The organism is Streptomyces sp. NBRC 110028, from assembly GCF_001417735.1.
Taxonomy (GTDB): Bacteria; Actinomycetota; Actinomycetes; order Streptomycetales; family Streptomycetaceae; genus Streptomyces.
The window spans coordinates 283,637-307,617 of sequence record NZ_BBUZ01000026.1; the positions used below are offsets into that span (position 1 = coordinate 283,637).

General features: G+C 71.4%; 22 protein-coding genes. 12 read left to right on the forward strand and 10 right to left on the reverse strand.

What is annotated here, in order from left to right:
• Positions 1–26: 26 nt before the first annotated feature.
• Both pdxA and ASC60_RS16550 read right to left on the reverse strand, forming a co-directional pair.
• A complete protein-coding gene (pdxA, locus tag ASC60_RS16545; protein ID WP_055551555.1) occupies positions 27–1,055 on the reverse strand; it encodes a 4-hydroxythreonine-4-phosphate dehydrogenase PdxA in 1,029 nt (342 codons plus the stop codon).
• Positions 1,052–2,455: a four-carbon acid sugar kinase family protein gene (locus ASC60_RS16550; protein ID WP_234356970.1), complete on the reverse strand. Its 1,404-nt coding sequence runs from the start codon at positions 2,453–2,455 to the stop codon at positions 1,052–1,054. Before ASC60_RS16550 ends, pdxA begins: the two co-directional genes overlap by 4 nt.
• A 244-nt stretch (positions 2,456–2,699) precedes the next feature.
• Here ASC60_RS16550 and ASC60_RS16555 point away from each other — a divergent pair, with 244 nt between their 5' ends.
• The 9 genes from ASC60_RS16555 (at position 2,700) to ASC60_RS16595 (ending at position 11,847) form a co-directional block, all read left to right on the forward strand.
• The gene (locus tag ASC60_RS16555; protein WP_055551557.1) at positions 2,700–4,304 is read left to right on the forward strand and encodes an ABC transporter substrate-binding protein; all 1,605 of its coding nucleotides are present in this window, start codon (positions 2,700–2,702) and stop codon (positions 4,302–4,304) included.
• A gap of 3 nt (positions 4,305–4,307) precedes the next feature.
• Entirely contained in the window at positions 4,308–5,237 is a 930-nt protein-coding gene (locus ASC60_RS16560) for an ABC transporter permease (protein WP_055551558.1), read from the forward strand.
• A 3-nt stretch (positions 5,238–5,240) separates the two neighbouring features.
• On the forward strand, positions 5,241–6,185 hold the full coding sequence (locus ASC60_RS16565) for an ABC transporter permease (protein ID WP_055551560.1): 945 nt from the start codon (positions 5,241–5,243) through the stop codon (positions 6,183–6,185).
• On the forward strand, positions 6,185–7,036 hold the full coding sequence (locus ASC60_RS16570) for an ABC transporter ATP-binding protein (RefSeq protein ID WP_055551562.1): 852 nt from the start codon (positions 6,185–6,187) through the stop codon (positions 7,034–7,036). Before ASC60_RS16565 ends, ASC60_RS16570 begins: the two co-directional genes overlap by 1 nt.
• Entirely contained in the window at positions 7,033–7,905 is an 873-nt protein-coding gene (locus tag ASC60_RS16575; RefSeq protein WP_055551564.1) for an ABC transporter ATP-binding protein, read from the forward strand. Before ASC60_RS16570 ends, ASC60_RS16575 begins: the two co-directional genes overlap by 4 nt.
• Entirely contained in the window at positions 7,902–8,921 is a 1,020-nt protein-coding gene (locus ASC60_RS16580; protein ID WP_055551566.1) for an aldo/keto reductase, read from the forward strand. The genes ASC60_RS16575 and ASC60_RS16580 overlap by 4 nt, the downstream gene beginning before the upstream one ends.
• A 76-nt stretch (positions 8,922–8,997) precedes the next feature.
• A complete protein-coding gene (locus ASC60_RS16585; protein ID WP_055551568.1) occupies positions 8,998–10,212 on the forward strand; it encodes an exo-alpha-sialidase in 1,215 nt (404 codons plus the stop codon).
• Entirely contained in the window at positions 10,205–10,903 is a 699-nt protein-coding gene (locus ASC60_RS16590) for an SDR family NAD(P)-dependent oxidoreductase (protein WP_055551570.1), read from the forward strand. Before ASC60_RS16585 ends, ASC60_RS16590 begins: the two co-directional genes overlap by 8 nt.
• A 137-nt stretch (positions 10,904–11,040) precedes the next feature.
• Positions 11,041–11,847 (forward strand): endonuclease I family protein, encoded by an 807-nt coding sequence (locus ASC60_RS16595; RefSeq protein ID WP_055551572.1) that lies wholly within the window; start codon positions 11,041–11,043, stop codon positions 11,845–11,847.
• Positions 11,848–11,873: 26 nt separating this feature from the next.
• Here ASC60_RS16595 and ASC60_RS16600 read toward each other — a convergent pair whose 3' ends face one another.
• Complete coding sequence (locus tag ASC60_RS16600; protein WP_055551574.1) at positions 11,874–12,506, reverse strand: ScbR family autoregulator-binding transcription factor; 633 nt, start codon at positions 12,504–12,506, stop codon at positions 11,874–11,876.
• A gap of 188 nt (positions 12,507–12,694) precedes the next feature.
• On the opposite strand from ASC60_RS16600, the gene ASC60_RS16605 reads away from it, so the two are divergent.
• Together ASC60_RS16605 and ASC60_RS16610 are read left to right on the forward strand one after the other, a co-directional pair.
• Positions 12,695–13,555, forward strand: a complete 861-nt coding sequence (locus ASC60_RS16605) for a ScbA/BarX family gamma-butyrolactone biosynthesis protein (RefSeq protein ID WP_234356971.1) — start codon at positions 12,695–12,697, stop codon at positions 13,553–13,555.
• 279 nt (positions 13,556–13,834) lie between these two features.
• On the forward strand, positions 13,835–14,512 hold the full coding sequence (locus tag ASC60_RS16610) for an HAD family phosphatase (protein WP_055551578.1): 678 nt from the start codon (positions 13,835–13,837) through the stop codon (positions 14,510–14,512).
• A gap of 20 nt (positions 14,513–14,532) precedes the next feature.
• Here ASC60_RS16610 and ASC60_RS16615 read toward each other — a convergent pair whose 3' ends face one another.
• The 4 genes from ASC60_RS16615 to ASC60_RS16630 form a co-directional block, all read right to left on the reverse strand.
• Entirely contained in the window at positions 14,533–15,045 is a 513-nt protein-coding gene (locus ASC60_RS16615; RefSeq protein ID WP_055551580.1) for a hypothetical protein, read from the reverse strand.
• A 79-nt stretch (positions 15,046–15,124) separates the two neighbouring features.
• Entirely contained in the window at positions 15,125–16,117 is a 993-nt protein-coding gene (locus ASC60_RS16620) for an SCO0930 family lipoprotein (RefSeq protein ID WP_055551837.1), read from the reverse strand.
• Between the two features lie 198 nt (positions 16,118–16,315).
• Positions 16,316–17,830, reverse strand: a complete 1,515-nt coding sequence (locus ASC60_RS16625) for an NADH-quinone oxidoreductase subunit NuoF family protein (protein WP_199830971.1) — start codon at positions 17,828–17,830, stop codon at positions 16,316–16,318.
• Entirely contained in the window at positions 17,827–18,567 is a 741-nt protein-coding gene (locus ASC60_RS16630; protein ID WP_234356972.1) for a hypothetical protein, read from the reverse strand. The genes ASC60_RS16625 and ASC60_RS16630 overlap by 4 nt, the downstream gene beginning before the upstream one ends.
• Positions 18,568–19,062: 495 nt before the next feature.
• Between ASC60_RS16630 and ASC60_RS16635 the strand changes: the two genes are divergently transcribed.
• The gene (locus ASC60_RS16635; RefSeq protein ID WP_079038439.1) at positions 19,063–20,241 is read left to right on the forward strand and encodes a CdaR family transcriptional regulator; all 1,179 of its coding nucleotides are present in this window, start codon (positions 19,063–19,065) and stop codon (positions 20,239–20,241) included.
• Positions 20,242–20,318: 77 nt separating this feature from the next.
• Here the strand turns inward: ASC60_RS16635 and ASC60_RS16640 are convergent, their stop codons facing one another.
• From ASC60_RS16640 to ASC60_RS16650, 3 genes are read right to left on the reverse strand one after another with little or no spacing between them, the layout of a single operon-like run.
• On the reverse strand, positions 20,319–21,293 hold the full coding sequence (locus tag ASC60_RS16640; RefSeq protein WP_055551841.1) for an RNA polymerase sigma factor: 975 nt from the start codon (positions 21,291–21,293) through the stop codon (positions 20,319–20,321).
• Positions 21,293–22,828: a DUF1996 domain-containing protein gene (locus ASC60_RS16645; protein ID WP_055551585.1), complete on the reverse strand. Its 1,536-nt coding sequence runs from the start codon at positions 22,826–22,828 to the stop codon at positions 21,293–21,295. The genes ASC60_RS16640 and ASC60_RS16645 overlap by 1 nt, the downstream gene beginning before the upstream one ends.
• A gap of 20 nt (positions 22,829–22,848) precedes the next feature.
• Positions 22,849–23,490, reverse strand: a complete 642-nt coding sequence (locus tag ASC60_RS16650; protein WP_234356973.1) for a DUF4142 domain-containing protein — start codon at positions 23,488–23,490, stop codon at positions 22,849–22,851.
• Between the last annotated feature and the right edge of the window lie 491 nt (positions 23,491–23,981).

Genomic DNA, 23,981 nt, shown 5'->3' on the forward strand with positions numbered 1-23,981 from the left:
CCTTCTCGGTCCGTGAGTGGTGGGCTTCAGCGGGTGGGCGAGGGCGACATGTCGGCGGCCTGCCGCAGCGCCTCGATCATGCTACCGGCGTCGGCCTTTCCGGTACCGGCGATGTCGAACGCGGTGCCGTGGTCGACGGAGGTACGGATGACCGGGAGGCCGACGGTGAGGTTGACCCCGGCCTCCAGCCCCAGCACCTTGACCGGGCCGTGCCCCTGGTCGTGGTACATGGCCACGATCAGGTCGTAGTCGCCGCGCCCGGCCAGGAAGAAGGCGGTGTCGGCGGGGAGCGGCCCGCGGGCGTCGATGCCGTCCCGCCGCAGCACCTCCAGCGCGGGGACGATCTTCTCCTCCTCCTCGCCGTAGCCGAACAGCCCGTTCTCCCCGGCGTGCGGATTGATGCCGCACACTCCGATCACCGGCTGCGGGGTACCGGCGCGGACCATCGCGTCGTGGCCGCGGCGCACGGTGCGTTCGACCAGACCCGGCTCGATCTTGTTGACGGCGTCGATGAGCCCGATGTGGGTGGTGACGTGGATGACCTTCACCGTCGGGGTGGCCAGCATCATCGACACCTCCTCGACACCGGTGAGATGGGCCAGCAGCTCGGTGTGGCCGGGGAAGACGTGCCCGCCCGCGTGCAGGGCCTCCTTGTTCAGCGGCGCCGTGCAGATGCCCTGCACCTCGCCGTCCATGGCGAGCCGGGCGGCCGCCCGTACGTACTGGTACGCGGCGTCCCCGGCGACCGGGGACAGCTCGCCCCAGGGAAGGTCGGCGGGGAGCAGCCCGAGGTCGATGACGTTGAGCCGGTCCGGGGTGAACTCGGCCTCGGCGGGCGCGCCGACGGTGACGATCTCGCACGCGATGCCGCGCAGCCGGGCCGCCTGCCGCAGCCGCTCCGCGTCCCCGATGACCACCGGGCGGCAGCGCCGCAGGGTCTCCGGGGCGAGCAGGGCGGGGACGATCACCTCGGGCCCGATGCCCGCGCCGTCGCCCATGGTCACCGCGATGAGCGGGAGCGGGCCGGCGGCGTCGAGGTTGGTGGGTGCGTTCATGAGGTGACCTTCCGTTCGGTCGAGTGGGGGCGCAGCGCCCGGACGATGTGACGCAGGGAATCGGGATCGCCGAAGCTGCCCGGGCGGGTCACGACGGATCGCCCGTCGGGAGTGCGGAGGTGTACGGCGCCGTGATGCACCTGCCCGACGGGGTCGAGCCGGGTGACCGCGAGCGCGTCCAGGACCCGGCGTGCGGTCTCCCCGCCGGTCAGGACGAGATCGACGGCGCCGCCGTGGGTGGTGAGAGTGCCGGCGACGGTGCGGGCCAGCCCGCGCACCAGATGCCGGGCGGGTACGGGGGTGGTGTCGATGACCTCCGCCGCGACGGCCGTCGCGGGGTCTACCGCGCCGCGTGGCGGACCGGCGGCCGGGGCGATGGTGACGACCGTGACGGGGGCCGTCAGCGGGGGCAGTGCGGCCGCGGGCGGCACCGACAGCAGGCCGACCAGGTCGAGCGCGACATGTACGGCCCCGTCGGCGACCAGGCGGCGCACCTGCTCGACGGCGCCCGGCTCGGCCGTACCGACGACGACCAGCACGGGCCGGTCGGCGGCCTCCGTGGCTTCGGCCCGCAGCGCGGTTGCCGCGCGCGGCGCCGCGTTCGCCGTCCCGGGGCGCGCCGCGATGTCCGGCCGCGCCGCGGTATCGGCCCGCGCCGGGCGCGCGTCACCGCCCGCCGTGGAGGGCAGGCCCGCCAGGTGGCGGCCGAGGGCCGTCGCCAGCCCGCCGGTGCCGGCCAGGTGCGGCCGCGGGTGCTCGGCGAGGGAGGCCTCGACGATCGCGTCCAGGTCGGCGTCCGTCTCGGCGTCGCAGACCGCGATCCGTCCCGCCGCCACCGCGGCTCGCAGGGCGGTCGCCAGGGTGTGGCGCGAGGCACGTACGGTCGCGAGGGGGACGAGCGCGGTGGGCAGTCCGCCCAGCGCGTCGGCCACCGAGGACGGCGGGGCCGTGGCCTCGGCGCGCCAGGCCGCGCTCTCGTGCAGCGGCACCCCGCCGATGTGCACCACGCCCGCGCGCACCACGCGCCCGGCGACCGGCAGGGCGGGGGCGACGACCACGCCCGCCCCGTCCCCGGCCAGCGCGGCGACCTCGGCGGCGACATTGCCGCGCAGCAGTGAGTCGATCTTCTTCAGGACCAGGGTGCCGCCCGCGGCCGTCCCTTCCAGCGCGCCGCGGACCGCGGCGGCCGCGTCCTCGGCCGGGCAGTGCCGCGAGTCGAGGTCCAGCACGGTCACGGTGTGCGCGTCCGCCGCGGATATCTGCTCGGGACGCGTGCCATCGGGCCCAAGAAGCAGCACCCGACTGCGCGTTGTGCGCGAATTCAGCCCGGCGGCCGTCTCGGCGGCACCGGACAGGTCGTCCGCGACGGCCAGCACGCTCCGGACGGGCGGCAACTCCACCAGTACCTCCTTGAATGGCCATGACAGGGGGAGTGATCAGACGTGATCGGATGTGATCAGGCGACGGACACGCTGTCTCCGTGGTCTCGATGATGACACACGTTGCGCGAACCGCGCGAGAGGTATTGCGTAAAGCGCGCAGTCATGTCACGGTGACCGCCGCGACACCTTGACCCGTCAGGACCTCGGTCCGAGCGGGTCGAGCGAGCCGGTCGCTCGCCTCAGAACCGCCGAGAGGTCACCGATGACCCGTATCCCCCAAGACCCGGCCAGCAGTGGTCCGGACGTCCGCGGTCCGGACATCAGCCGCCGGGCCATGCTCCGCCTCGGAGCGGGCGCCTCCGCAGGTCTCGCCCTCGCCCCGCTCGCCGGGTGCGCGGGCCCCACCGGTGGCCCCGGCCCCGGTGCGATCAGCCTGGGGCTGAACCGTTCCCTGGTCAGCCTCGACAACAAGCTCAACCAATTCGACGCCGCCGTCACGGTGCAGCGCGCGGTCCGCCAGGGCCTGACCCGGATGGGCAAGGGGCTCCTGCCGGAGCTGGTGCTCGCCGACCGGTTCGAGATGACCGAGCCCACCCGCTGGACCGTGCGGCTGCGGGACGGGGTGCGCTACTCCGACGGCAGCCCGGTCACCGTCAAGGACGTGGCGACCGCGCTGAAGATGTACTGGGGCGTCAACGGCTCGTTCATCATCGGGCTCTTCCCCGAGCGGCCCGCCCTCGAACCGGTGGACGAGCGCACCTTCTACCTGCACACCAAGCGCCCGGTCCCCATCCTCGACCAGCTGATGGCCAACATCCTCATCAGCCCGGCCGCCAAGAACCGGCCCGAGGAGCTGTCCGGCGGCGCCGGCTCCGGCCCGTACGTGGTCACCTCGGCGAACTCCGGCACCGGCGAATACGCGCTCGCCGTCAACCACCGCTACTGGGGGCGCCGCCCCGCCACCCCACAGGTGCGGGTCCGCTTCGTCCCCGAGGAGTCCAGCCGCGTGGTGGCCCTGCGCAGCGGCGAGCTGGACGTCATCGACACCATCACCCCCGACTCGGCCGAGCAGCTGCGCGGACTGCCCGGGGTGCGTCTGGACCGCACCACCGGCACCCGCGTCAACCAGCTGTTCTTCAACTTCCGCAAGCCGCGCGGCCATCCGCTCGCCGATCCGCGGGTGCGCGAGGCGCTGAGCTACGCCATCGACGGCACATCCCTGGTCGACGACGTGCTCACCGGCTCCGCCCAGCAGGCCGAGGGCGTGGTCCCGCTCGCGCTCAAGGGCGCGATACGCACCGGCCGCTACGTCCACGATCCCGGCAAGGCGCGCAAACAACTCGCCGCGCTCGGCCACCGCGACCTCAAGGTGAAGATCATCTGGGAGTCCGGGGAGTTCCCCGGCGACACCTCGGTGATGGAAGCCGTCCTGGAGATGCTGCGCTCCGTCGGAGTCCGCGCGACCCTCCAGCAGTTCGAGCCCGGCGGCGACATCCAGCAGTGGCGGCAGGGCCGCCGCGGCGACTGGGACGTCCTCGGCAACGGCTTCTCCGTCCCCACCGGGCACGCCAGCACCAGCCTCCAGGGCATGTACGGCGGCACCCCGGAGAAGGAGAAGACCCGCGACACCTACCAGGGCTACGTCTTCCCGGAGATCGCCGGCCGGCTGGCCGACGCCTCCGCCGAAACCGATGAGAAGACCCGGAACGCCAAGCTCGCCGCCGTCCAGAAGGAGATCTGGAACACCCGCCCCTGCCTGTGGGCCTTCGTCCCCGATGTGGTGCTGGCCCGCCGCTCCCGGGTCCGGGACGTGAGGCTGCTGCAGCTCAACTCCTACGACCTCGCCGCCGTGCGCCTGGAGGGCTGAGCCGTGCCGCGCTATCTGATACGCCGCCTTGGCCAGAGCGTCCTGACCATCTTCCTGACCCTCTCCACCGTCTTCGTCCTGGTGCGCATGGCACCCGGCGACCCGGCCGCCGCCCTGGCCGGGCCCAATCCCAGCAGTGCGGACCTCGCCCGGATCCGTGAACAGTTCGGGCTGGATAAGAGCCTGCTCACCCAGTACGGCGTCTTCCTGCGCGATCTGTTCACCGGCGACCTCGGGACCAGTTACTCCTTCCACGCCCCCGCCTTCGACGTGGTGTTCGACCGGGTCCCGTACACCATCACCCTCGCCCTCTCCGCGATCCTGCTCACCACCGTGGTCGCCGTGCCGCTGGGCGTGTGGATGGCCCGCCGCGCCGACACCAAGCGCGAGATCGGCGCCAATGTGCTGACCATCGCCGGACAGTCCATGCCGGACTTCTGGATCGGGGTCATGCTGCTGACCGTCTTCGCCGTGGTGATGCCGGTGATGCCCGCCTCCGGCTTCACCACCTGGAGCGGCCTGGTGCTGCCCACGGTCACCGTGGCCACCCTGCAGATGGCGCTCATCTCCCGGCTGGTGCGGCGCGAGATGGTCGCGGCCCTCGGCTCGCCGTACGTCACCACCGCCCGCTCCCGCGGTGTCTCCGAGCGCGCCCTGACCTGGCGTTACGCCATGGGCAACTCCGCCATCCCGGTGCTCACCGCGCTCGGCACCCGGTTCGCCGCGATGCTCAACGGCGTCGTGGTGGTCGAGGTGGTCTTCGGCTGGCCCGGCGTCGGCTCGCTGGTCGTCCGCGCCCTGGAGACCCGCGACTACCCGCTGATCCAGGCGACCGTGCTGGTCACCGCCGCGCTGGCGGTCCTCGTCCAACTCCTCATCGACCTGGCCTACCCGCTGCTCGATCCGCGGGTACGCCTGGGAAAGGCGGCCTGAGAGATGAAAGGCGCTCTCGAACCCCCGGCCCCCACCGGCTCCCCGGCCCCCGCCGAGGCCCCGCCCGCGCCCCGCCCCAGCCGGGTCACCGCCCGCGACCTGTCCCGCGCGGCCGCCACCCGGCGCCACCGCGGCGCGAGCCTCAAGCTCTGGGCGGGCGCGGTGTGCACCCTGCTGGTGGTGGTGCCCGTCGCCCTCGCGCAGGTGCTGCCGCTGTCCGGCGCGAACGACCAGGACCTGTCCCGGCGCCGGCTCCCCCCGCTGACCGACGGCCATCTCTTCGGCACCGACCAGCTCGGCCGCGACCTGCTCTCCCGGGTGCTGCACGGCGGCCAGGTGTCCCTGTCGATCGGTGTGCTCGCCGTCCTCGTCTCCGGTCTCATCGGCATCGTCGCGGGCGCGGCCGCCGGATACTTCGGCCGCTGGGTGGACGCCATCGTCTCCCGGCTGCTGGAGGCGCAGATGTCGCTGCCACTGCTGATGATGCTGCTGCTCGTCGTCGCCCTGTTCGGCCCGTCCGTCACCGTCATCACCTGCGTGATCGCCATCGCCCAGTGGCCCGAGGTGGCCCGGCTGACCCGCTCGCTGGTGCTGGTCGAACGCGAGAAACCGTACGTGGCCGCCGCCCGGGTGCTGGGGCTGCGCCAGATCGCCATCCTGGCCCGCCACATCATCCCCAACATCGTGCGCCAGGCGTCCCTCGTCGTCCTGCTGCTGCTCGCCCAGGCCGTCCTGCTGGAGAGCGCGCTCAGCTACCTCGGCGCCGGACCCCAGCGGCCGTTCGCCACCTGGGGACGCATCATCTCCGACGGCCAGGACTACATCACCACCTCCTGGTGGCTGGTGACCCTGCCCGGCCTCGTCATCGCCCTGCTGGTGGTCGGGGTCAACCTGCTGGGCGACGGGCTGCGCGACCGTACCCGCCGACGTACGACGGAGGGCTCCTGATGAGCGACCGACAAGCCCCGCTGCTGGAGGTCGAGGACCTGCAGATCGAGCTGATCACCGACGGCGGCGTGGTCCGCGCGGTCGACGGCGTCGGTTTCACCCTCGCCGCGGGCGAGACCGTGACCCTCATCGGCGAGTCCGGCTCCGGCAAGTCCACCACCGCGATGGGCCTGCTGCGGCTGCTGCCCGAGGGGCTGGCCGTGCTCTCCGGCACCGCCCGCGTCCGGGGCGTCGACGTCATCGCCGACCCCCGGGCGGCCCGCCGGATCCGCGGCCGCGGCGTCTCCCTCATCCCGCAGGACCCGATGACCGCGCTCAGCCCGGTGCACACGATCGGCCGCCAGCTCGGCGAGGCGCTGCGGATCCGCCACCCGGAGCTGTCCCGCGCCGATGCCCGCGCCAAGGGCATCGAACTGCTCGGCCGGGTACGGATCCCCCGCCCCGAGACCCGGTGGGGCGCCTACCCCCACCAGTTCTCCGGCGGCATGCTGCAGCGCGTCCTCATCGCCATCGCGCTCGCTGCCGAACCCGAGCTGCTGGTCGCCGACGAGCCGACCTCGGCGCTCGACGTCACCGTCCAGGCCGGCGTCCTCGACCTCCTGATGGAGCTCCAGGAACGCACCGGCATCGGCATCCTCATGATCACCCACGACCTGGGCGTCGCCCGGCTGGTCTCCGACCGCATCCACGTCATGCGCGGCGGCCGGTTCGTGGAATCCGGCCCCGTCGAACAGATCGTGGAACACCCCGCCGAGCAGTACACCCGCGATCTGCTCGCCGCCGTCCCCACCCTCGGCCCCTGGGACGAGACCCCCGCCCTCCCCGCCGCCGTCCCCGAGGAGGCGCTGTGACCACACCCCTGCTGGCCGTCGAGGACCTGGTGGTCGAATACCCGGTCCCGGGCGGCGTGTTCCGCGCCGTGGACGGCGTCGGCTTCACCGTCGCGCCCGGCGGCGCGCTCGCCATCGTCGGCGAGTCCGGCTGCGGCAAGTCCACCATCGCCCGCTCCCTGGTCCGGCTGCTGCGCCCCACCGAGGGACGCATCCTGCTCGACGGCACCGACATCGCGTCGCTGCCCGAGCGGCGGCTGCGGCCGCTGCGGCGCCGGGTGCAGATGGTCTTCCAGGACCCGTACGGCTCACTGGACCCCCATCTGACCGCCGAGGAGATCGTGGCCGAGCCGCTGCGGCTGGCGGGCACGCGGTCCGCCGCCGAGCGCGGCCGCCGGGCCGCCCAGCTGATCGACCAGGTGGGCCTGCCCTCCAGCGCCCTCCAGCGGCGCCCCGCCGAGTTCTCCGGCGGCCAGCGCCAGCGGATCGGCATCGCCCGCGCCCTGGCCAGCGGGCCCGAGCTGCTGGTCTGCGACGAGGCCACGTCCGCGCTGGACGTCTCCGTACAGGCCCAGGTGCTCCAGCTGCTGCGCGAACTCCAGGCCGAACAGAACCTCGCCTACATCGTCATCTCCCACAACCTCGGAGTGGTCCGCGAGATCAGCTCCGAGGTGGTGGTGATGCGCGGCGGGCGGATCGTCGAATCGGGACCGACCGCGGACGTGCTCGCCGCGCCCGCCCAGCCGTACACCAGGGCGCTGCGGCGCGCCGCGCTCGACCCGGCGACGATGCGGGGGCGCAAACCGCGGGCCCTGGTGTCCGCGATCGCCACCGACCGTGATCATGATCGTGACCAGGACTCCCACCAGGAATCAGGAGCACCGCAGTGAACGCGCACGCGCAGACCGACACCACCTCCCAGGCGTCGCCCCGCGGGGTGACCCTGCCCGGGTCCCCCGTGCCGCTGTCCCGGCTGGTGCTGGGCACCATGACCTTCGGTGACACGGTGGACCGGGAGGGTGCCGCGGCGATGCTGGACGCCGCGCTCGACGCCGGGGTGACGGGCGTGGACACCGCCAACGCCTATGTCGGGGGCGTCACCGAGACCATCCTCGCCGAGCTGCTGCCCGGCCGCCGCGACCGGATCGTCCTCGCCACCAAGGCCGGGATGCCGCACGCCGACGCCGGTGAGCACTCCCCGCTGTCCGCGCGCGGCATGCGCGCGGCCCTCGAGGGCAGCCTCCGCCGCCTCGGCACCGACCACGTCGACCTGTTCTACCTCCACCAGCCCGACCGCGCGGCGCCGCTGGAGGAGACGCTGAGCACCGTCGCCGAGTTCGTCGCCGAGGGCAAGATCCGCGCACTCGGCGTCTCCAACTACGCTGCCTGGCAGATCGCCGAGCTGACCCACACCGCCGACCGGGTCGGCGCCCCGCGCCCGGTGGTGGCGCAGCAGCTGTACAACCTGCTGGCCCGGCGCATCGAGGAGGAGTACCGGGAGTACGCGGCCACCAGCGGTCTGCGCACGATGGTCTACAACCCGCTCGGCGGCGGCCTGCTGACGGGGCGTCACGTCTTTGAGGAGACCCCCGAGTCCGGCCGCTTCGGCGACTCCAAGCTCGCCGCGATGTACCGGCAGCGCTACTGGGACCCCCGGCTCTTCGAGGCCGTCCGTGACCTGGGGCGCATCGCGGATGAGGCGTCCCTCCCGCTGACGGACCTGTCGCTGCGCTGGCTGCTGGGCCGCGACGGGGTGGACGCCCTGCTGCTGGGCGGCTCCCGGATCGAGCACCTGCGGGCCAACCTGGCGGCCGCGGCCGAGGGGCCGTTGCCGGCGGACGTGGTGGCGGCGTGCGACGAGGTGGGCGCCCGGCTGAGGGGCCCGATGCCCCCGTACAACCGCTGACCACCGCCAACCGCTGACCACCGCGTTCGAGCCGAAGACCCGCGTACCCACCGCACACCCCGAGGAGCCCGGCGCCATGACCGCCGACCATGACACCGCGATACCGCTTTACGACGGGAGACTCCGGCCGCGGCCGGGCGACCCGGCGCGCCAGGAGGCGTTCCTGCCCGCACCGGCCGTCCAGAACCACGCCGCCAACCTGACCGTGCTGCCCGGCGGTGACCTCGGCTGCGTATGGTTCGGCGGCACCCAGGAGGGCGTGCCGGACATCTCCGTGTGGTTCTCCCGGCTGGCGCCCGGCTCCGGCACCTGGTCGGAGCCGGTCCGGCTCTCCGACGACCCGGAGCGCTCCGAGCAGAACCCGCTGCTGTTCCCCACCCCGGCCGGTGACCTGTGGCTGCTCTACACCGCCCAGCGGGCGGGCAACCAGGACACCGCGGAGGTCCGGGTGCGGGTGTCGGACGACAACGGGCACACCTGGGGCGCGCCGCGCACCCTCTTTCCGGCCACCGCCGGGGGCGGGGTGTTCATCCGCCAGCCGATCGCGGTCCTGGACGACGGGCGGTGGCTGCTGCCGGTGTTCCACTGCGTGTCCACGCCCGGCGCCAGATGGGTGGGCGACCATGACACCAGCGCGGTGATGATCAGCGACGATCAGGGCCGCACCTGGCGGGAGCGGCCGGTGCCGGGCTCCACGGGGTGTGTGCACATGAACGTCCACCCGCTGTCCGACGGCACCCTGCTGGCGCTGTTCCGCAGCCGCTGGGCCGACGCGGTGTACCGCTCGCACAGCACGGACGGCGGGGAGAGCTGGAGCGAGCCGGAGCCGACCGAGCTGCCCAACAACAACTCCTCCGTCCAGTACGTCCCGCTCGGCGACGGACGGCTGGCGCTGGTGTACAACCACAGCAGCCGCGCGGACGCCACGGCCCGCCGGGTGTCGCTGTACGACGAGATCGACGACGACGGGCAGGCGGGCGGCTCCCCGGCCGCCGCGCCCTCGCCGCCCGCCCAGCAGGAGGACGCCCCCGGCGCCTTCTGGGGTGCGCCCCGGGCGCCGATGACCCTCGCGCTGTCCGCCGACGGCGGACGCACCTGGCCCGTACGGCGCGATCTGGACGTCGGCGACGGACACTGCCTGACCAACAACTCACGCGACCGGCTCAACCGGGAGCTGTCGTACCCCACCATCCGGCAGACCCCGGACGGCACGCTGCACATCGCGTACACCTACCACCGCCAGGCCATCAAGTACGTCCGGGTCAGCCCGGACTGGGCCGCGGATGGCTGAGCCCCGCCACCGCCACGCGGTGGTCACCGGTGTCAGCTCCGGTATCGGCGCCGCCATCGCCGCCCGGCTGCTGGACGAGGGGTGGCGGATCACCGGGATCAGCCGTACGGCGCCGTCCCACGGGCACGAGCGGCTGCGCTGGCTGCCGGCCGACCTGGCCCGGCCGGAGGAGCTGCCGGCGGCGCTCACCCCGATGGCCGAGGACGGCCCGCTGGACGCGCTCGTGCACGCGGCGGGCGTCCAGCGTTCCGCCCGGCTGGGCGAGCTGCGGCCCGAGGACGGGTCCCTCATGTGGCGTATCCACGTCCAGGCGGCCACCGTCCTGGCGGACGCCCTGGTGGACCGGGTCCGGGACGGCGGCCGGCTGGTGCTGGTGGGGAGCCGGACCATGACGGGTGTGCCGGGCAAGAGCCAGTACGCGGCCACCAAGGCGGCGCTGGCGGGTCTGGCCCGGTCGTGGGCGGCCGAACTGGCGCCGCGTGGGGTCACCGTGAACGTGGTGGCGCCGGGGCCGACGGACACCCCGATGCTGCGGGATCCGGGCCGCAGCCGCACCCCGCCCGTCGTTCCGCCGCTCGGCCGGCTCGTCAGGCCCGAGGAGGTGGCCGGGCTGACGTCGTTCCTGCTGGGCCCGGAGGGCGGTTCGGTGACCGGCCAGACGCTGGTGATGTGCGGGGGCGCCTCGCTGTGACGACCGTGGTCAGGGACCTGGCGTGGTCATGGCCCTGACACGGAATCTCTTCGCGATGTTCACCATTGGACGATCCTGTGTCTGACACCCTTTCGGGGATCGAACAACGGTCGTAAATCGGGGAGAGGACACCACACATGACCCGTGTGACCCGTGTGACCCGCTGGAAATCCCTGGTGCTGCTGGCCGGCGTCGTGACGGTCGCCGTCACGGCGCAGACCCCGGCCACCGCGACACCCGCCGCCACCGCGTACGACGACACGTACTACGAGGACGCGATGGGCAAGACGGGGGAGCCGCTGAAGGATGCCCTGCACCAGATCATCAGCAGGGACGTCAGCAAGCTGTCCTACGACGAGGTCTGGGACGCCCTCAAGAAGACCGACGAGGACCCGGACAACTCCGCCGACGTCATCCTGCTCTACACCGGCCGCTCCCAGAGCAAGGACTCGAACGGCGGAAACGCCGACGACTGGAACCGCGAACACGTCTGGGCGAAGTCGCACGGCGACTTCGGCACCGCCACCGGCCCCGGCACGGACATCCACCATCTGCGCCCGGCCGATGTCTCGGTCAACAGCACCCGTGGCAACAAGGACTTCGACGAGGGAGGCTCGGAGGTGGGGGAGGCGCCGGGCAACCGCACCGACGACGACTCCTTCGAGCCCCGTGACCAGGTCAAGGGCGATGTGGCCCGGATGATCCTGTACATGTCGGTCCGCTACGAGGGCGGCGAGGGCTTCCCCGACCTGGAGCCCAACGACAAGGTCGACAACGGCAGCCGGCCCTTCATGGGACGGCTCTCCGTGCTGAAGAAGTGGAACGAGACGGACCCGCCGGACGCCTTCGAGAAGAAGCGCAACCAGGTCATCTACGACGACTTCCAGCACAACCGCAACCCGTTCATCGACCATCCGGAGTGGGTGGCCGAGATCTGGAAGTAGCCCGGTCCGGGCGCTCCGCGCGCCGGTCAGGCGCCCCGGGCCGCCGCCAGCAGTTCGGCGGTGGGGCCGGGGTGTCCGGGGCGGGCCTGCAACGAGGGCAGCAGCAGGGTCCACAATTCGGCCAGATGGTCCTCGACGAGCCGCCGCCCGTCGAGGGCCTCGGAGACCGTGTGCAGGCCGAAGAAGGCACACACGATGGTCCGGGCGGCGGGCAGCGGCTCGACATGGGCGGCCAGCTCGCCCTCGCCGTGGGCCCGTTCCAGCATGGCACCGACGGCGTCGATCCAGCCGATGAACGGGGGCGGGAAGGGCGCCGCGATCAGGGAGCGCTCGGTCCACAGCCGGGCCCCGGCCCGTACCACGATGTCATCGCGGAAGGCGCGGGCCACCGCGAAGCTGAGCCGGACGAGCTGCTCCAGGGCGGGCACTCGCAGCCCGGTGTGCCGCTGGATCAGGGGTGGCCAGGTGGCGAAGTGTTCCTGCACCACGGCGAGCGCGAGTCTTTCCTTGCTGGTGTAGTGGAAGTAGATGGCGCCGCTGGTGTGACCCGACCGGGCGGTGATGTCGCTGATGCTCGTTCCGGCGTATCCGCGTTCGTCGAAAAGGGATGCGGCCGCTTCCAGAAGAGACCGGCGTGTTTGTTCGGCCCGCTCTTGCACGTGTTCGTCATCCTATCGATCAGCCCGGTCCGGTGTGACGGAGTGAACTTAGCGGACTTTCGGCCGCGGATGGTGATGAGGACAGACAGGTCAAACATTATTAGTATTTTATGGTGATCGTTCGTGAGGCTCGCGGCCTTTCGGAGCCGACCGGTCCCACCGGTCGGCCGCTCAGTTGGTCCCGCACCGTGGCGCGTGAGGCCGTGCACCGGGTGTCGGTGGCCGAGGTGCTGCTCACCGACGTCCGTACGCTGGGTGACGGCCGGTTCGAGGCGGCCGCCCAGTGGCCCCGGTCCCATCCGACGTTCCCGCACGGCGGGGACGGCCGCCACCATCCGCTGATGATCGCCGAAACCCTGCGCGAACTGGGGATCTACATCCCGACCCGGTACTACGCCGTGCCCGCGGGCGCGCACTTCCTGATCCGGGACCTGTTCTTCCGGCTCGACCCGGAGGCCGAGCCCCGCGCCCCCTACGGGGCGACCGACATCACCTGCCGGATCGCGGTGACGGACGTCCGCACCGCGGCACCCTCCGGGCGGTTCGTGTCCGGGATGCGGCTCGACGTCGGTCTGTGGGCGGGTGGCCGGATCTTCGCGCGGGCCGGGGGCACCGCCCGCTTCCTCGACGGCACGGCGTACGCGCAGACCCGCGCCGCCCGCTCGGGCCAGACCGCCCGGCGCCGGCTGCGTGCCGCCGTACGGCCCTCACCAGGGCAGTTGGGCGTCACCGCGCCCCGGGACGTGCTGGTGGTACGGGACGGGGGAGTGGTGTACCTGGACCCCGCGGACACCCGCCACCCGTTCTTCTTCGACCACTGGAGCGACCATGTGCCGGGGCTGGTGCTGCTGGAGGGCGCCCGGCAGGCCGCGGCGCTGGCCAGCGGGGGCCTGCTGATCCGCCCCCTCGCCTGCCGGATGAAGGCGATCCGCTTCACCGAGTCCCATCCGCCCGCCGTCGTCGAGTGCGTCTCCCACGGCAGAACGTGTGTCTTCCGGCTGCGCCAGGCGGACATCTGCACGGCGGTCGGTGTGCTCCAGTACGGCTGACCGCACACCAGAACGACGAACACTCTGAACGACGAACACTCCGAGCTGCGAACACGCTGAGCGACGAACAAATCGCCGACGCTGAGTGACCCCTTGCCTACTCCGAGTTATCTCTCTAACGTAGTGATCGTTATGTTTCGGGCAGGCAATTCTCCGCCTGTACGGCGTTCATCAGCGCATTCCGCGTGCGGCGCCGCAAGCGAATTCACCGCGCTGCTCTCGAAGGTCACAGGCACGCCCTGCGCCGATTCCCTCCATCTCTCCTGGAACGGCAGGCAGATGACAGCAGAAACCCTTCTCGCATGGACCCCCGCCGCCATCGTCTTCGACTGTGACGGCACGCTGATGGACTCCGAACGGCACTGGGAAAAGGCCCGCGAAGTGGTACTCGCGGACTACGGGGCCGTCACCGACGAGGAGTTCGCGCGGCGCACCAAGGGACTCCACTACACCGAATGCGGCCGCATGCTGGCCGAATACGCCGGACTTCCCGACCTCGCCGACGAAATGACCCGGCAACTGCTCGGCGCCTTCCGCAGACTGGTGGCGGACGACCCGGTCACCATGCCCGGCGCGGCCGAACTGGTCCACAAGGCGGCGGCGTTCGCGCCGCTGGCCGTGGCGAGCAACTGCCCGCGCGACGTCGTCGAGGACGGGCTGTCCAAGGCCGGGCTGCTGCGCTACTTCGGCCATGTGCTGGTCCCCGGAGGGGAAGTGCGCCCCAAACCGTATCCCGATGTGTATCTGGCGGCCGCCCGCCTGTGCGGTGCGGCCCCCGGCGACGCGCTCGCGGTGGAGGACTCCCACTGCGGCTTCCTGTCCGCCTCCCGGGCCGGGCTGAGGGTGCTCGGCGTGGGACCCCGCAAACCGGTCGACGAGCGTCCGCCGGTGGATCTGTGGGTCTCCACGCTCGCCGATCCCGACCTGCTCAAGTGGGCTGATTCCTGCGCCGCTTGAGGGCCGTGGCGTGGCACCGGTCAGTCCATCTTCATCCCGTCGTGGGACTGCGACTTCTCATGGGCCCCGCCCTGGGACGCCGACCCACCGTGGTGCATCATCGAGCCCTGCTCGATGTCCCCGCCGAGCTTCGCGCGCAGCGGCTCCAGGGATCCCGAGGACTGACCGGTGACCGACCAGCGGGCGCCGACCAGATACATGCCCCCGTAGTCCTTCGAGGTGTTCAGCCAGTCCTTCTGGCCCTTCTCGGTCGCGAAGGTGACCATGGTGTACCGGTCGCCCTTGCCGGACTCGCAGGCGCCCTGGCGCAGCTCGTCCGCCTCGGTGACGATGGTCGCCTTGCAGCCGATGGCGTCGGCGATCCGCGTCAGGGCCGCCGGCTTCCCGGGCTTCCCCAGCTCCTTGGCGGCGGGCGCCTTCTCCTTCTCCGGCTTCTTCACATGGGCCTGGCCGCTCCCGCCGCAGCCGCTCACCACGCCGCTCACGAACAGCAGCGCCGCGCAGAGCGCGGTGGCACGAAGTGCGCGTGACACATCAACCTCCTGTCGACATCCGGCGGGTGGCCCGGAGCGCACGCTCCGGGGCCCCGCCGAGGTGGACCATCCTGCCGTCTTACTGGCCCGCCTTCTTGCCCTTGTCGGTCACCGCGAACCAGGTGCCCTTCACACCCTGGCCGTTGGTGTCCCCGGGCTTCTTGTCACCGACGAAGGTGTACAGCAGCCAGCAGTCGAACGCGGCCTGCTTGGAGCCGTCGGGGCGCTTGAAGGAGGTGACCTTCGAGGCGTCCACACCGGCGACCTTGGTGGTGTCGACGGCCTTGACCGGCTTCCACTTGTCCAGGCACGCGGCGTCGACACAGGCCGTCTTCATCGGCCAGGCGCTGTCCTTGTCGAACCGGTAGACGGTCATGCCCTTGCCGTCCACCATGATCTTGCCGAGGTCGGCGTTGTTGCTGACCATCAGTTGCAGGGCGCCGCCCGCGGCCTTCTTGCCGGCCGGCTTTCCGTCCGGGGCCAGCGCGTTCCAGGTGCCGCCCACGCCCTGGCCCTTGGTGTCGCCCGCCTTGGTGTCGCCCGCGTAGCGGTAGACCGGCCAGCCCTCCAGGGTCAGCTGCTCGGTGCCGTCGGCGCGCTTGACCTTGCCCAGCTTGCTGGAGTCGATGCCCGCGCCGGCGAGGGCATCGTCCGCGGGCACCGGCGGCCACTTGGTGGCGCACGCGTCGTTGCAGTTGGACTTGGCCGGCTTGGGGGTGTCCTCGTCGAACCGGTAGAGGGTCATCCCGGCGCTGTCGGCGACGAACTTGCCCAGCTTGGCGTCGGTCTTGACCGCGAGCTGCTGCGCGGCGCCCGTCTTGCTGCCACCGCTGCCCGCCGCGTCACTGCCCGCCGCGCTGCCGTACCCACCGGTCGCGCCGGCCCCCGCGGCCGCCGCACCCGCACCCGCCGACGCCGAAGCACCCACGCCCGCACTCGCCGTCTGGCTGCTGCCGCCCACGGGCTGGACGTTCGCGCTGCCCGCGGAGGTGTCATTGCTGCCACACGCCGCCGTCAGCATGACCATTGCCACGGACACTCCCGCGAATGCGATCTGACGCCGCTTCTCCATGACCACTCCCTGCGAAAAATCCTTATCGGTGTCCGGCGGTGTAGGCGCCGACACCATGCCCATACGGAGCCCGTGCCGAGCGACGTTCAGCCGGTTGAAAATTTGTCACCAGACGCACAAAACGCTGGATACGCGAGCGCACAGCAAGCGACGGCCGTTGGTTCAACGGCCGTCGTGACAGGAGGACGTGGGGCGGGGCTACTCCTCGATGCGCAGCGCGAGCGCGGGGCAGCGGCGCACCGCGCGCACCGCCTGGCCGCGCAGCTGGCGGGGCACGTCCATCCGGGCGGAGGACGGATAGCCGTCGATGCCCAGCGTCAGCACCTCGGGCGGCAGGATGTCCGCGCACAGCCCGTGGCCCTGGCACAGCGACCAGTCCACCAGGAGCTTCTCCGTCGGGCCCCGCTGCTGGCGCTCCGCGCGCGGTGGCGCGGACGCCGGACCGGGCGGCAGGGCCAGCGGCTGGGTCTCCTCGGGCATCGGCAGGACGCCGATCGTCGGCCGCCCGCAGCCGGCGCCGAGCGCATGGGACTCGAACTCCTCGGGAAACGCGTCCAGCGCGGTGGTCACGAAACCGGCCGTGCCATCGGGATGGCTGCACGCGCCCCGTTTGCGCACCGAATTGATGTACGCGCGCACATTGTCGATGGCCGACTGGCCGCCGCCACGCTCCACCTGGCCGATGGCGTCCGCGAGCGCGGGCAGCCCGATGAAGCAGGGGCCGCACTGACCGGCCGTCTCGGCGGCCAGCCAGCGGGCCACCCGCGCGGTCTCGCCGAGCGGGCAGGTGTCCTCGGGGATGGGCAGCACCGCGCCCGCGCCCAGCCGCGCGCCGTACTTCTTCATGGACTCGCGCGAGATGGTGGTGGCGTTGATGCTCTTCGGGTCCAGCCACTTGCCGTGGTAGCCGCCCACCAGCACACCCTGGCCGGGGCTGAGCCCGCACAGCTCCAGGATGTACGTGAGCGGGACCCCGGTCGGCGTCTCCATCACGTACTTGCCGCCGACCGTCAGCAGCGTCGTGCCCGGTTCGGTGGGCAGCCCCACCGAGCGGTACGGCAGGGCGCCCATCCGCGCCGCGATGGCGAGCTGGGCGTAGGTCTCGGTGTTGGACAGCAGGGTCGGCAGCCCGCCGAGACCGTTCTCGCTGGACCGGATCTTCCGGCCGTTGGGGATGGCCGGGGCGCCGCTGATGCCGTTGATGACGGCGCCGCCCTCACCGGCCACGAACCGGTCGGGCGTCACGCTCACTTCCACCGGGACACCGCTGGGGCCGCGCTCGGCGATGGCGGCGTTCAGCGACTCCTCCACATCCGGCCGGTGGCAGGCGATGACGACCTCCTCGGCGCCGATCGCCTCGGCGGCCAGGGTGGCGCCGTCGATGACCAGATGCGGGGTGTGGAGCAGCAGGGCGGTGTCCTTCAGGCAACTGGGCTCGCCCTCACTGCCGTTGACCACCACGTTGCAGCGGCCACCCGCGCGGCCCGCCGCCTCGACCACCGCGGTCACCTTCTTGGCGAAGGGGAAACCGGCCCCGCCGCGCCCGCGGAGATCGATGTTCTCCGCGAGCGCGACGAGTTCGTCGGCCCGCAGGGCGGGCATCGTGCCGTGCACCGTCAGGTGGCCGACTCGGTCGAGCCGGTACGCCTCGTCCAGCCCGGCGAGCAGCCGGGGCGGATCGACACAGGCCAGCCTGGGTTTTGTCTTGATCACCGGTCCCACCCACGGGAGGCACCGAGCCGTTCACCGTCCCGCCGGCCCGAGTCGGCCGAACGGGGCCTCGGTACGGTGGGCGCGGCGCGCCGCGTGCGGCCTTCCTGCAGGCTGCGGGCAGGCGGATTCCTCACCGAGATGCCGTCCCCTCGATCGTCGTCCTGGCTGCGCCGGGCTGCGAGCCGCATCCACAGCGCGATGGCCACTCCGGCCAGGGCCGCGATGTAGCCGTATGTCGCCCAGATCTTGGCCGCACGACCGGCCTTCAGGCCGTGGATCAGCGCGAGACCCCAGGCGGGGTAGGCGCCCACGTGGAGCGCCCGCCACCACCGGTACCGCCAGCGGGAGTTGCCCGCCGCGGCGAACGAGCTGCGGACCGCTCCGGTCACCGCCGCGATGACGAAGAGGTAACCGGCAATGGTGCCCAGCCCGATCAGTACCGGCTGCTTTGCGTCAGCGAACGGTAGCACGATCGAAGCCGTGTTCGTGTGGCTCTCGGCGACCTTCACCCAGATGTGAATACCGAGGAAGATGAGGCCCGCGACCGCAGCCGCCCGGTGGATGCCCTGGGCGATCAGACGGTGGTTGGAGTGCAGGATGAGCTGGTCGGTCGCGGCGAGCCCCCACATCACCGCTGAGCTGAGGCAGACCAGGGCGAGGACCCCGGCGCCGAAGTCGAGGAACGCGAAAGTCTGGCTGAAAGCGCCGGCGTTGTACGTCACGATGAGGGACAGCACGACGGTCGCGACGATAGCGTAGACGCGGATGTTCCGGGACCACCCGATTCCGGGCTGGTCCCGCCGAGTCCGGCGAGCGGCTCGTCGTCCTCCAGGTGCTTGTCGTCCCCCGTGGCGCCCCTGTGAGGGAGAAGGCGTTTGGGACATGGACATTGGAGCCTCCCGATCGCGCGTGTTCCGCGCGGATGACGAGATACGTCAAAGTCGTCTTGGGGGCAGCAGCTTCTCGGAACTACACGTGATCTCCATAAGATTTGTCGTAACGTGACAACTTCTCGTGTATGAACACTGCCCAGACCGTCTACGGCTGATCCACTGTCATCCCGATGGCAAAGACCCGGCAAAGCGCCGGGATCGGTAGGGGCGAGGGTCCTCTATGAGATGCGGAGGACCCTCGACTCCCTTCCCGGACCGGACGAGCCGGAGACGGAGGCAACCTCCACGGGTCCGACCGACCCCCCAACGGTCGGACCTCCCCCCGGCAAGAACGAGGTAATGATGGGCGAACTGGTGAACCGCATCTGGTCCCGCCCCCGTGGCGAGTGGACCCGCGTGCTGCGCAATGAGCTCCCGACCCTGGCCGACGAGGTGATCGAGAACCTCCGGCACAGAATCCCGGGATTCGCCGACCTTCTGGAGGACACTGAGCGCGACAAGGTCCGCTGGGATGTCGAGCAGGCACTCCTGGCGGCGCTCGGCTACCGGAAGCCGGGCGAGGAGGGCGCCGGGACACCGGCCCTCTCCGAGGCCGCCCACGGCGAGGAGCCGCCCACCGACATTCCGCCCGAGCGGGCCCGGCGCGACCTGTTCGAGGCCCTGATCGGCGAAGTCTCGGTGTCCGAGCGGACCCTGGCCGAGCTGTCCCGGGCGGCCCGCTGGCCGCTGCCGGAGACCGTCCAGGCCATCGCCCTGCCCACCCCGGGCGAGGCGCCGCCACTGGCCGCCGTGCTGGGAGACACCCTCATCGGCGCCGTCGGCGACGAGTTGTGCCTGCTGATCCCCGACCCGGACGCGGACCCCGGCCCCGCCCCCGACCAGGGCGCGGAGCGGCTTCAGGACGGCGAGCGGGACCCGGACCGGGACGCGCCCGCGGACCCCGGCACCCGTGGCGCGCTGGAAACCGCGCTGCGCGGCAGGACCGCCGCGGTCGGCCATGTGGTGCCGCTCAACGACGCGGCCTCCTCGGTGCGTTGGGCCCGGCGCCTGCTGACCATGGCCCCCGGCCGTGGCGGCCCCGACCCCCGGGTGCACTTCGTCGACGACCATCTGTCGATGCTGCTGCTGCTCCAGGACGAGTCCCTGGTCCGGGCGCTGGCCGCGCGCTGGCTCAAGCCGCTGGTCGGGCTGACCCCCCGGCAGAGCGAACGGCTGCAGATGACCCTGCTGGCCTGGCTGGAGGGCGGTGGCGCCCCCGAGGCGGCCAAGGCGCTGAAGGTGCATCCGCAGACCGTGCGGTACCGGCTGCGCCAGATCGAGAAGCTCTTCGGCCCGGGCCTGCGCGACCCGCGAATACGGTTCGAGCTGGAGATGGCGTTGCGCGGCCGCAGGCTGATGGCGCAGATGGACCGCATCCGGCGCCATGCGTCGCGGGTGAGCCGACGACCCCGCACCGGCGCTGCCCCAGGCGTCCGTCCGCTGGGTATCGCGCGGGAGGCGCGCGTCAACGGACTCTGACCACACGGATATCGGCCCACACGGATATCAGCAGGGACTGCCGGCCGCGGTTGCGCGGTCGGCAGTCCGGCGTGTGGTCAGCGCATCGACCGCGCCGCCGGGGGGTTCGCCGTGCGCATCGCGGCGTTGAGACCCAGCAATTCCTTGTACGCGTGGGCACAGAAGGCGCACTCGGCCAGATGGCGCGCGAGCGCGTGGCCCCGCACTCCGCCGCGCCGCACCGAGGCCCCCAGCATGGCGCTGAAGTGGCGGCAGCGGTCGTTCGCCGCGGACTCCAGATGGGACTGCAGATACGACTCGCGCAGCCCCTCCCGGGCGCGGAAGGCCAGCGATGTGACCCCGCTGGGGGAGATGCCCAATAAGGCCGCCACGCGGTGCGGGGGTTCCTCCTCGACCAGGGTGTGCCACAACACCGTCCGCCACCGCTCCGGAAGCCTGCGGAAACTGCGGACGAGCAGCTGACGGTCCTCGCGCGCCACCAGGTGCCACTGGGGGTCGGCCGTGGGCGCGTACTGCCGCCAGGACTCGAAGTCCGCGGTCAGCAGGACCTGGCGCTCGCCCTCGCTCCATTCCAGCGCCGTGTGGCGCACGACGGTCAGCAGATACGGCCGCCACGGGCCCCGTGGACCGCCGCCCGCCCGGACGGCCTGGAACGTGCGGATGAACGCCTCGGAGGCCAGGTCCTCGGCGTCATGCAGCGCCCGGCAGCAGGTGCGGGCGTAACGGAGCGTCGCCTGGTGGTGGCGGCGGTACAGGATGTCGCCCGAGGCCGGGCTGGTGGCGCCCGAGGCGTACTCCTCCCGGAGCCGGCCGGTCAGCTCCTGGTCGGAGGGCGCACCGGCGCCGGTGGCGGCCAGCCCCCGCACACACGGACCGCCCGGCTCCCACGTGGCGGGGAGGACCGGACGGTCGGGGTGGTCGGGGTGGCCGGGGTGGCCGGGATGGTCCCCGGCGGGATCGTCGGCGGCCGCGTCACCTCCGGCACGAGGGTGGGACGCGGCGCGGCGCGCGCCGGCCTTGCGGCCGGCGCGCGCCTGGTGTTCGCCACCCATCAGGTGCACTGCTGGCCGCTGTTGATGCAGTCCACGGCCTTCTTCATGAGGTTGTCCGACATCACGTTGATGAAATCGTCGTGATCGGTGATGGGCTTGTGCAACTGCTCGGGGAAGCCGTCCACGGCGAACGGGGTGTTCCCCGGGTTCTCGTAGCTGATGGTGTTCACCAGCTGCGGGATGGCCTTGAAGCCCTGCGGGCAGGAGCCGTCGTCGTTGGCGTTGGCCACGTGGTCACGGTGGTTGGCGCTGTCGATGTTCTTGCCGTCCCAGCAACTCTGGAAGTCGAAGGTGCGCAGCAGATCACTGCCCTGGGGGCAGATCGGGTACTTGTCCGTCAGCTGACGGTCCTCGAAGCCGCTGCAGCTCCAGGAGGCGTTGGCGTTGGCATCGCCGTTGGTGAAGGCCTTGGCGTCACCGGTGATGATCCGGAGGAACTTCGGCATGGCCGTGACCTTGCTCTGGGCGTTGCCCTTGAACTCGATCTTGGATGCCTTGGGGGTCAGGATGGTGCCGACGTTGCCCTCCTTGCCACCGCCGAGCTCGTTGGCGTCGGCCTCGGCCTTGCCGTCCTGGAGGCGGACCACCGGCCAGTAGTAGGTGGACTTGTCCTCCTTGTTGGCGCAGGAGGTGCTGGCCTGCTCGAAGGTCTGGTTGTTGGCGAAGGCGTCGTTGGCGTCGTTGCCGACGTAGTCGTGCGTGTGGTGGGCTCCGTTGCCCACACCGGGGGCGACGATGACGTTGTCGCTGTTGCGGAGTTTCGGGTCGCCGACGCCGCACTCCGAACTGAAGGTGCCGGTCGAGCCGTTGTCACCCGCCTGCGGCGCCTTCTGGGCGTTCGGCTGCACCTTGGTGATGTCGACGAAGTCGTTCTGCGCGGGGCCGTTGCCCGCCTGGCCGCCGGCGTTGCCGGGCACGTCGTTGGCGCCCTCGCCACCCTGCTGCTGGCCGCCCTGGTCACCGCCCTGCTGCTGGTCGCCACCTTGCTGCTGGCCACCTTGCTGGTCCTGCTGCTGACCACCCTGCTGATCCTGCTGCTGGCCACCTTGCTGGCCCTGCTGCTGGCCGTCCTGCTGACCAGCCTGCGCGACCTGCTGCATCTTGCATTCGCTCATGCCCTGCAGCTGGGCGTTCTGCCCGCCGCCCTGGCCCATCGCCTGGCCCATCTGGCTGAGCGTCTGCCGGCGCTGGTCGTTGAGCTTGCTCAGCACTTCGTCGCCCGAGGCCTGGCCCTTGTTCATCTGCTGGTAGGCGGTGGCCACCTGGTTGTCCAGCTCACCGAGGCCCTTGGCGACCTGGGACCGGGAACCCTTCGGCACATCGCCGCTCAGCTTCTGGCTCACATCGGGGCAGCTGATCGTGCCACCGGCGGATTTCGCCGAAACCGCGCCACCTTGGGCGGAAGCGTTCTTGTCACCGCTTGCGGACGCGTTGGCGGTGATGATCGCGGCCCCGCCGCCGCCGAGTGCCAGTGCGGCGACGATGGCGACCGTTTTGTTCTTGAACCGCCCGCGCTTGTGGGTCTGTTGCCTCATGAGATCACTTCACTTAGTCGTTAGAGGGCGTCGTAGTCGACAAGCCCGGTGTCCTCGAGAGCCGTGATGTGGTCGAGAACGATGGTGTTGGCCCTGGTGGCCAGAGACCTGACCATGGAGTTCTTGCTCTGGGCACGTACCTGCGCCACCAGATTGAACACCTTCCCGTGTGCACTGCGCAGGAATTGAGCGAACAAGCGCTCGAATTCCGCGCTGCTGGGGGCCTGGGTCATCTCGTTCAGCCAGCCCTGCTGCTGGTCGTTGGGCTGCGTGGGCAGGGCGATACCCAGGGCCTGGGCGACTTCGTCCGTACGGCGGTTGAGTTCGGTGTGGCCGTCGATGAGGTGCTGAGCCGCGCTCTTGACCGCCTCCGTGGTGCCGCGCTCCTTGCCCATGCGTCCAGAGGGGAGTTCCCAGAGCCCGGCGAGCTTGACCTTGCGTACGAAGTCCCGATCGGTCGGCGTGAGTGGTCCGTACTGGGTGCTGACCGTCCCCCCGCCGTCGTCCGAGACGCCGTTGGGCAGTACCGCGGCGCTGCTCGAACTGAACAGGCTCACGGGAATGAGGATTGCCGCGAGCGTAACGGCGAGCGCACCAATGATGAGCCCGCTGCCGATCGTGCGGCTGGATGCGATGGATCTGCTCAGGATTGCTGATCGCACAGCGCCCTCCTTGCTTCGGAGTGACACCGGACGCTAGTGCCTGGTGTGGCACGGTCGTGGAGACCTCATCACTAGTGAATAAAGCCGGGACAGCGATCGCCGCTCGTTGCTATCCTCCGCGCCCGCGCGTTGGGGCCGTCAAGTTCGCCCTGATTCGATGAGAGTTGGCCCTTGTGTCCCACCGCTCGGAAATTTTCTTCCTCGGCGTTGAGCACAGCGGCGCGGCCGTACGTACGACAGGGAGAACCCCTCGCCATCACCACGACCGGAAGGGCCCAAGCCGTGCGAGCGACCGCGATGAACCCGACGTCGGTGACCAGCGTTTCGCGGACCGTCCCGGGAAACCGTCCCGCGTGGAAACCGCCGGTTCCGATGGCGGAGCCGGTGCCGATGGCGGAGCCGGTTCCGACGGTGACGCCGGTGCCGTCAGGCGTGCCGTTGCGGGCGCTGCCATCGGTGTGGGATCTGGTTCCCGCGCCCCCCGGGCCCGC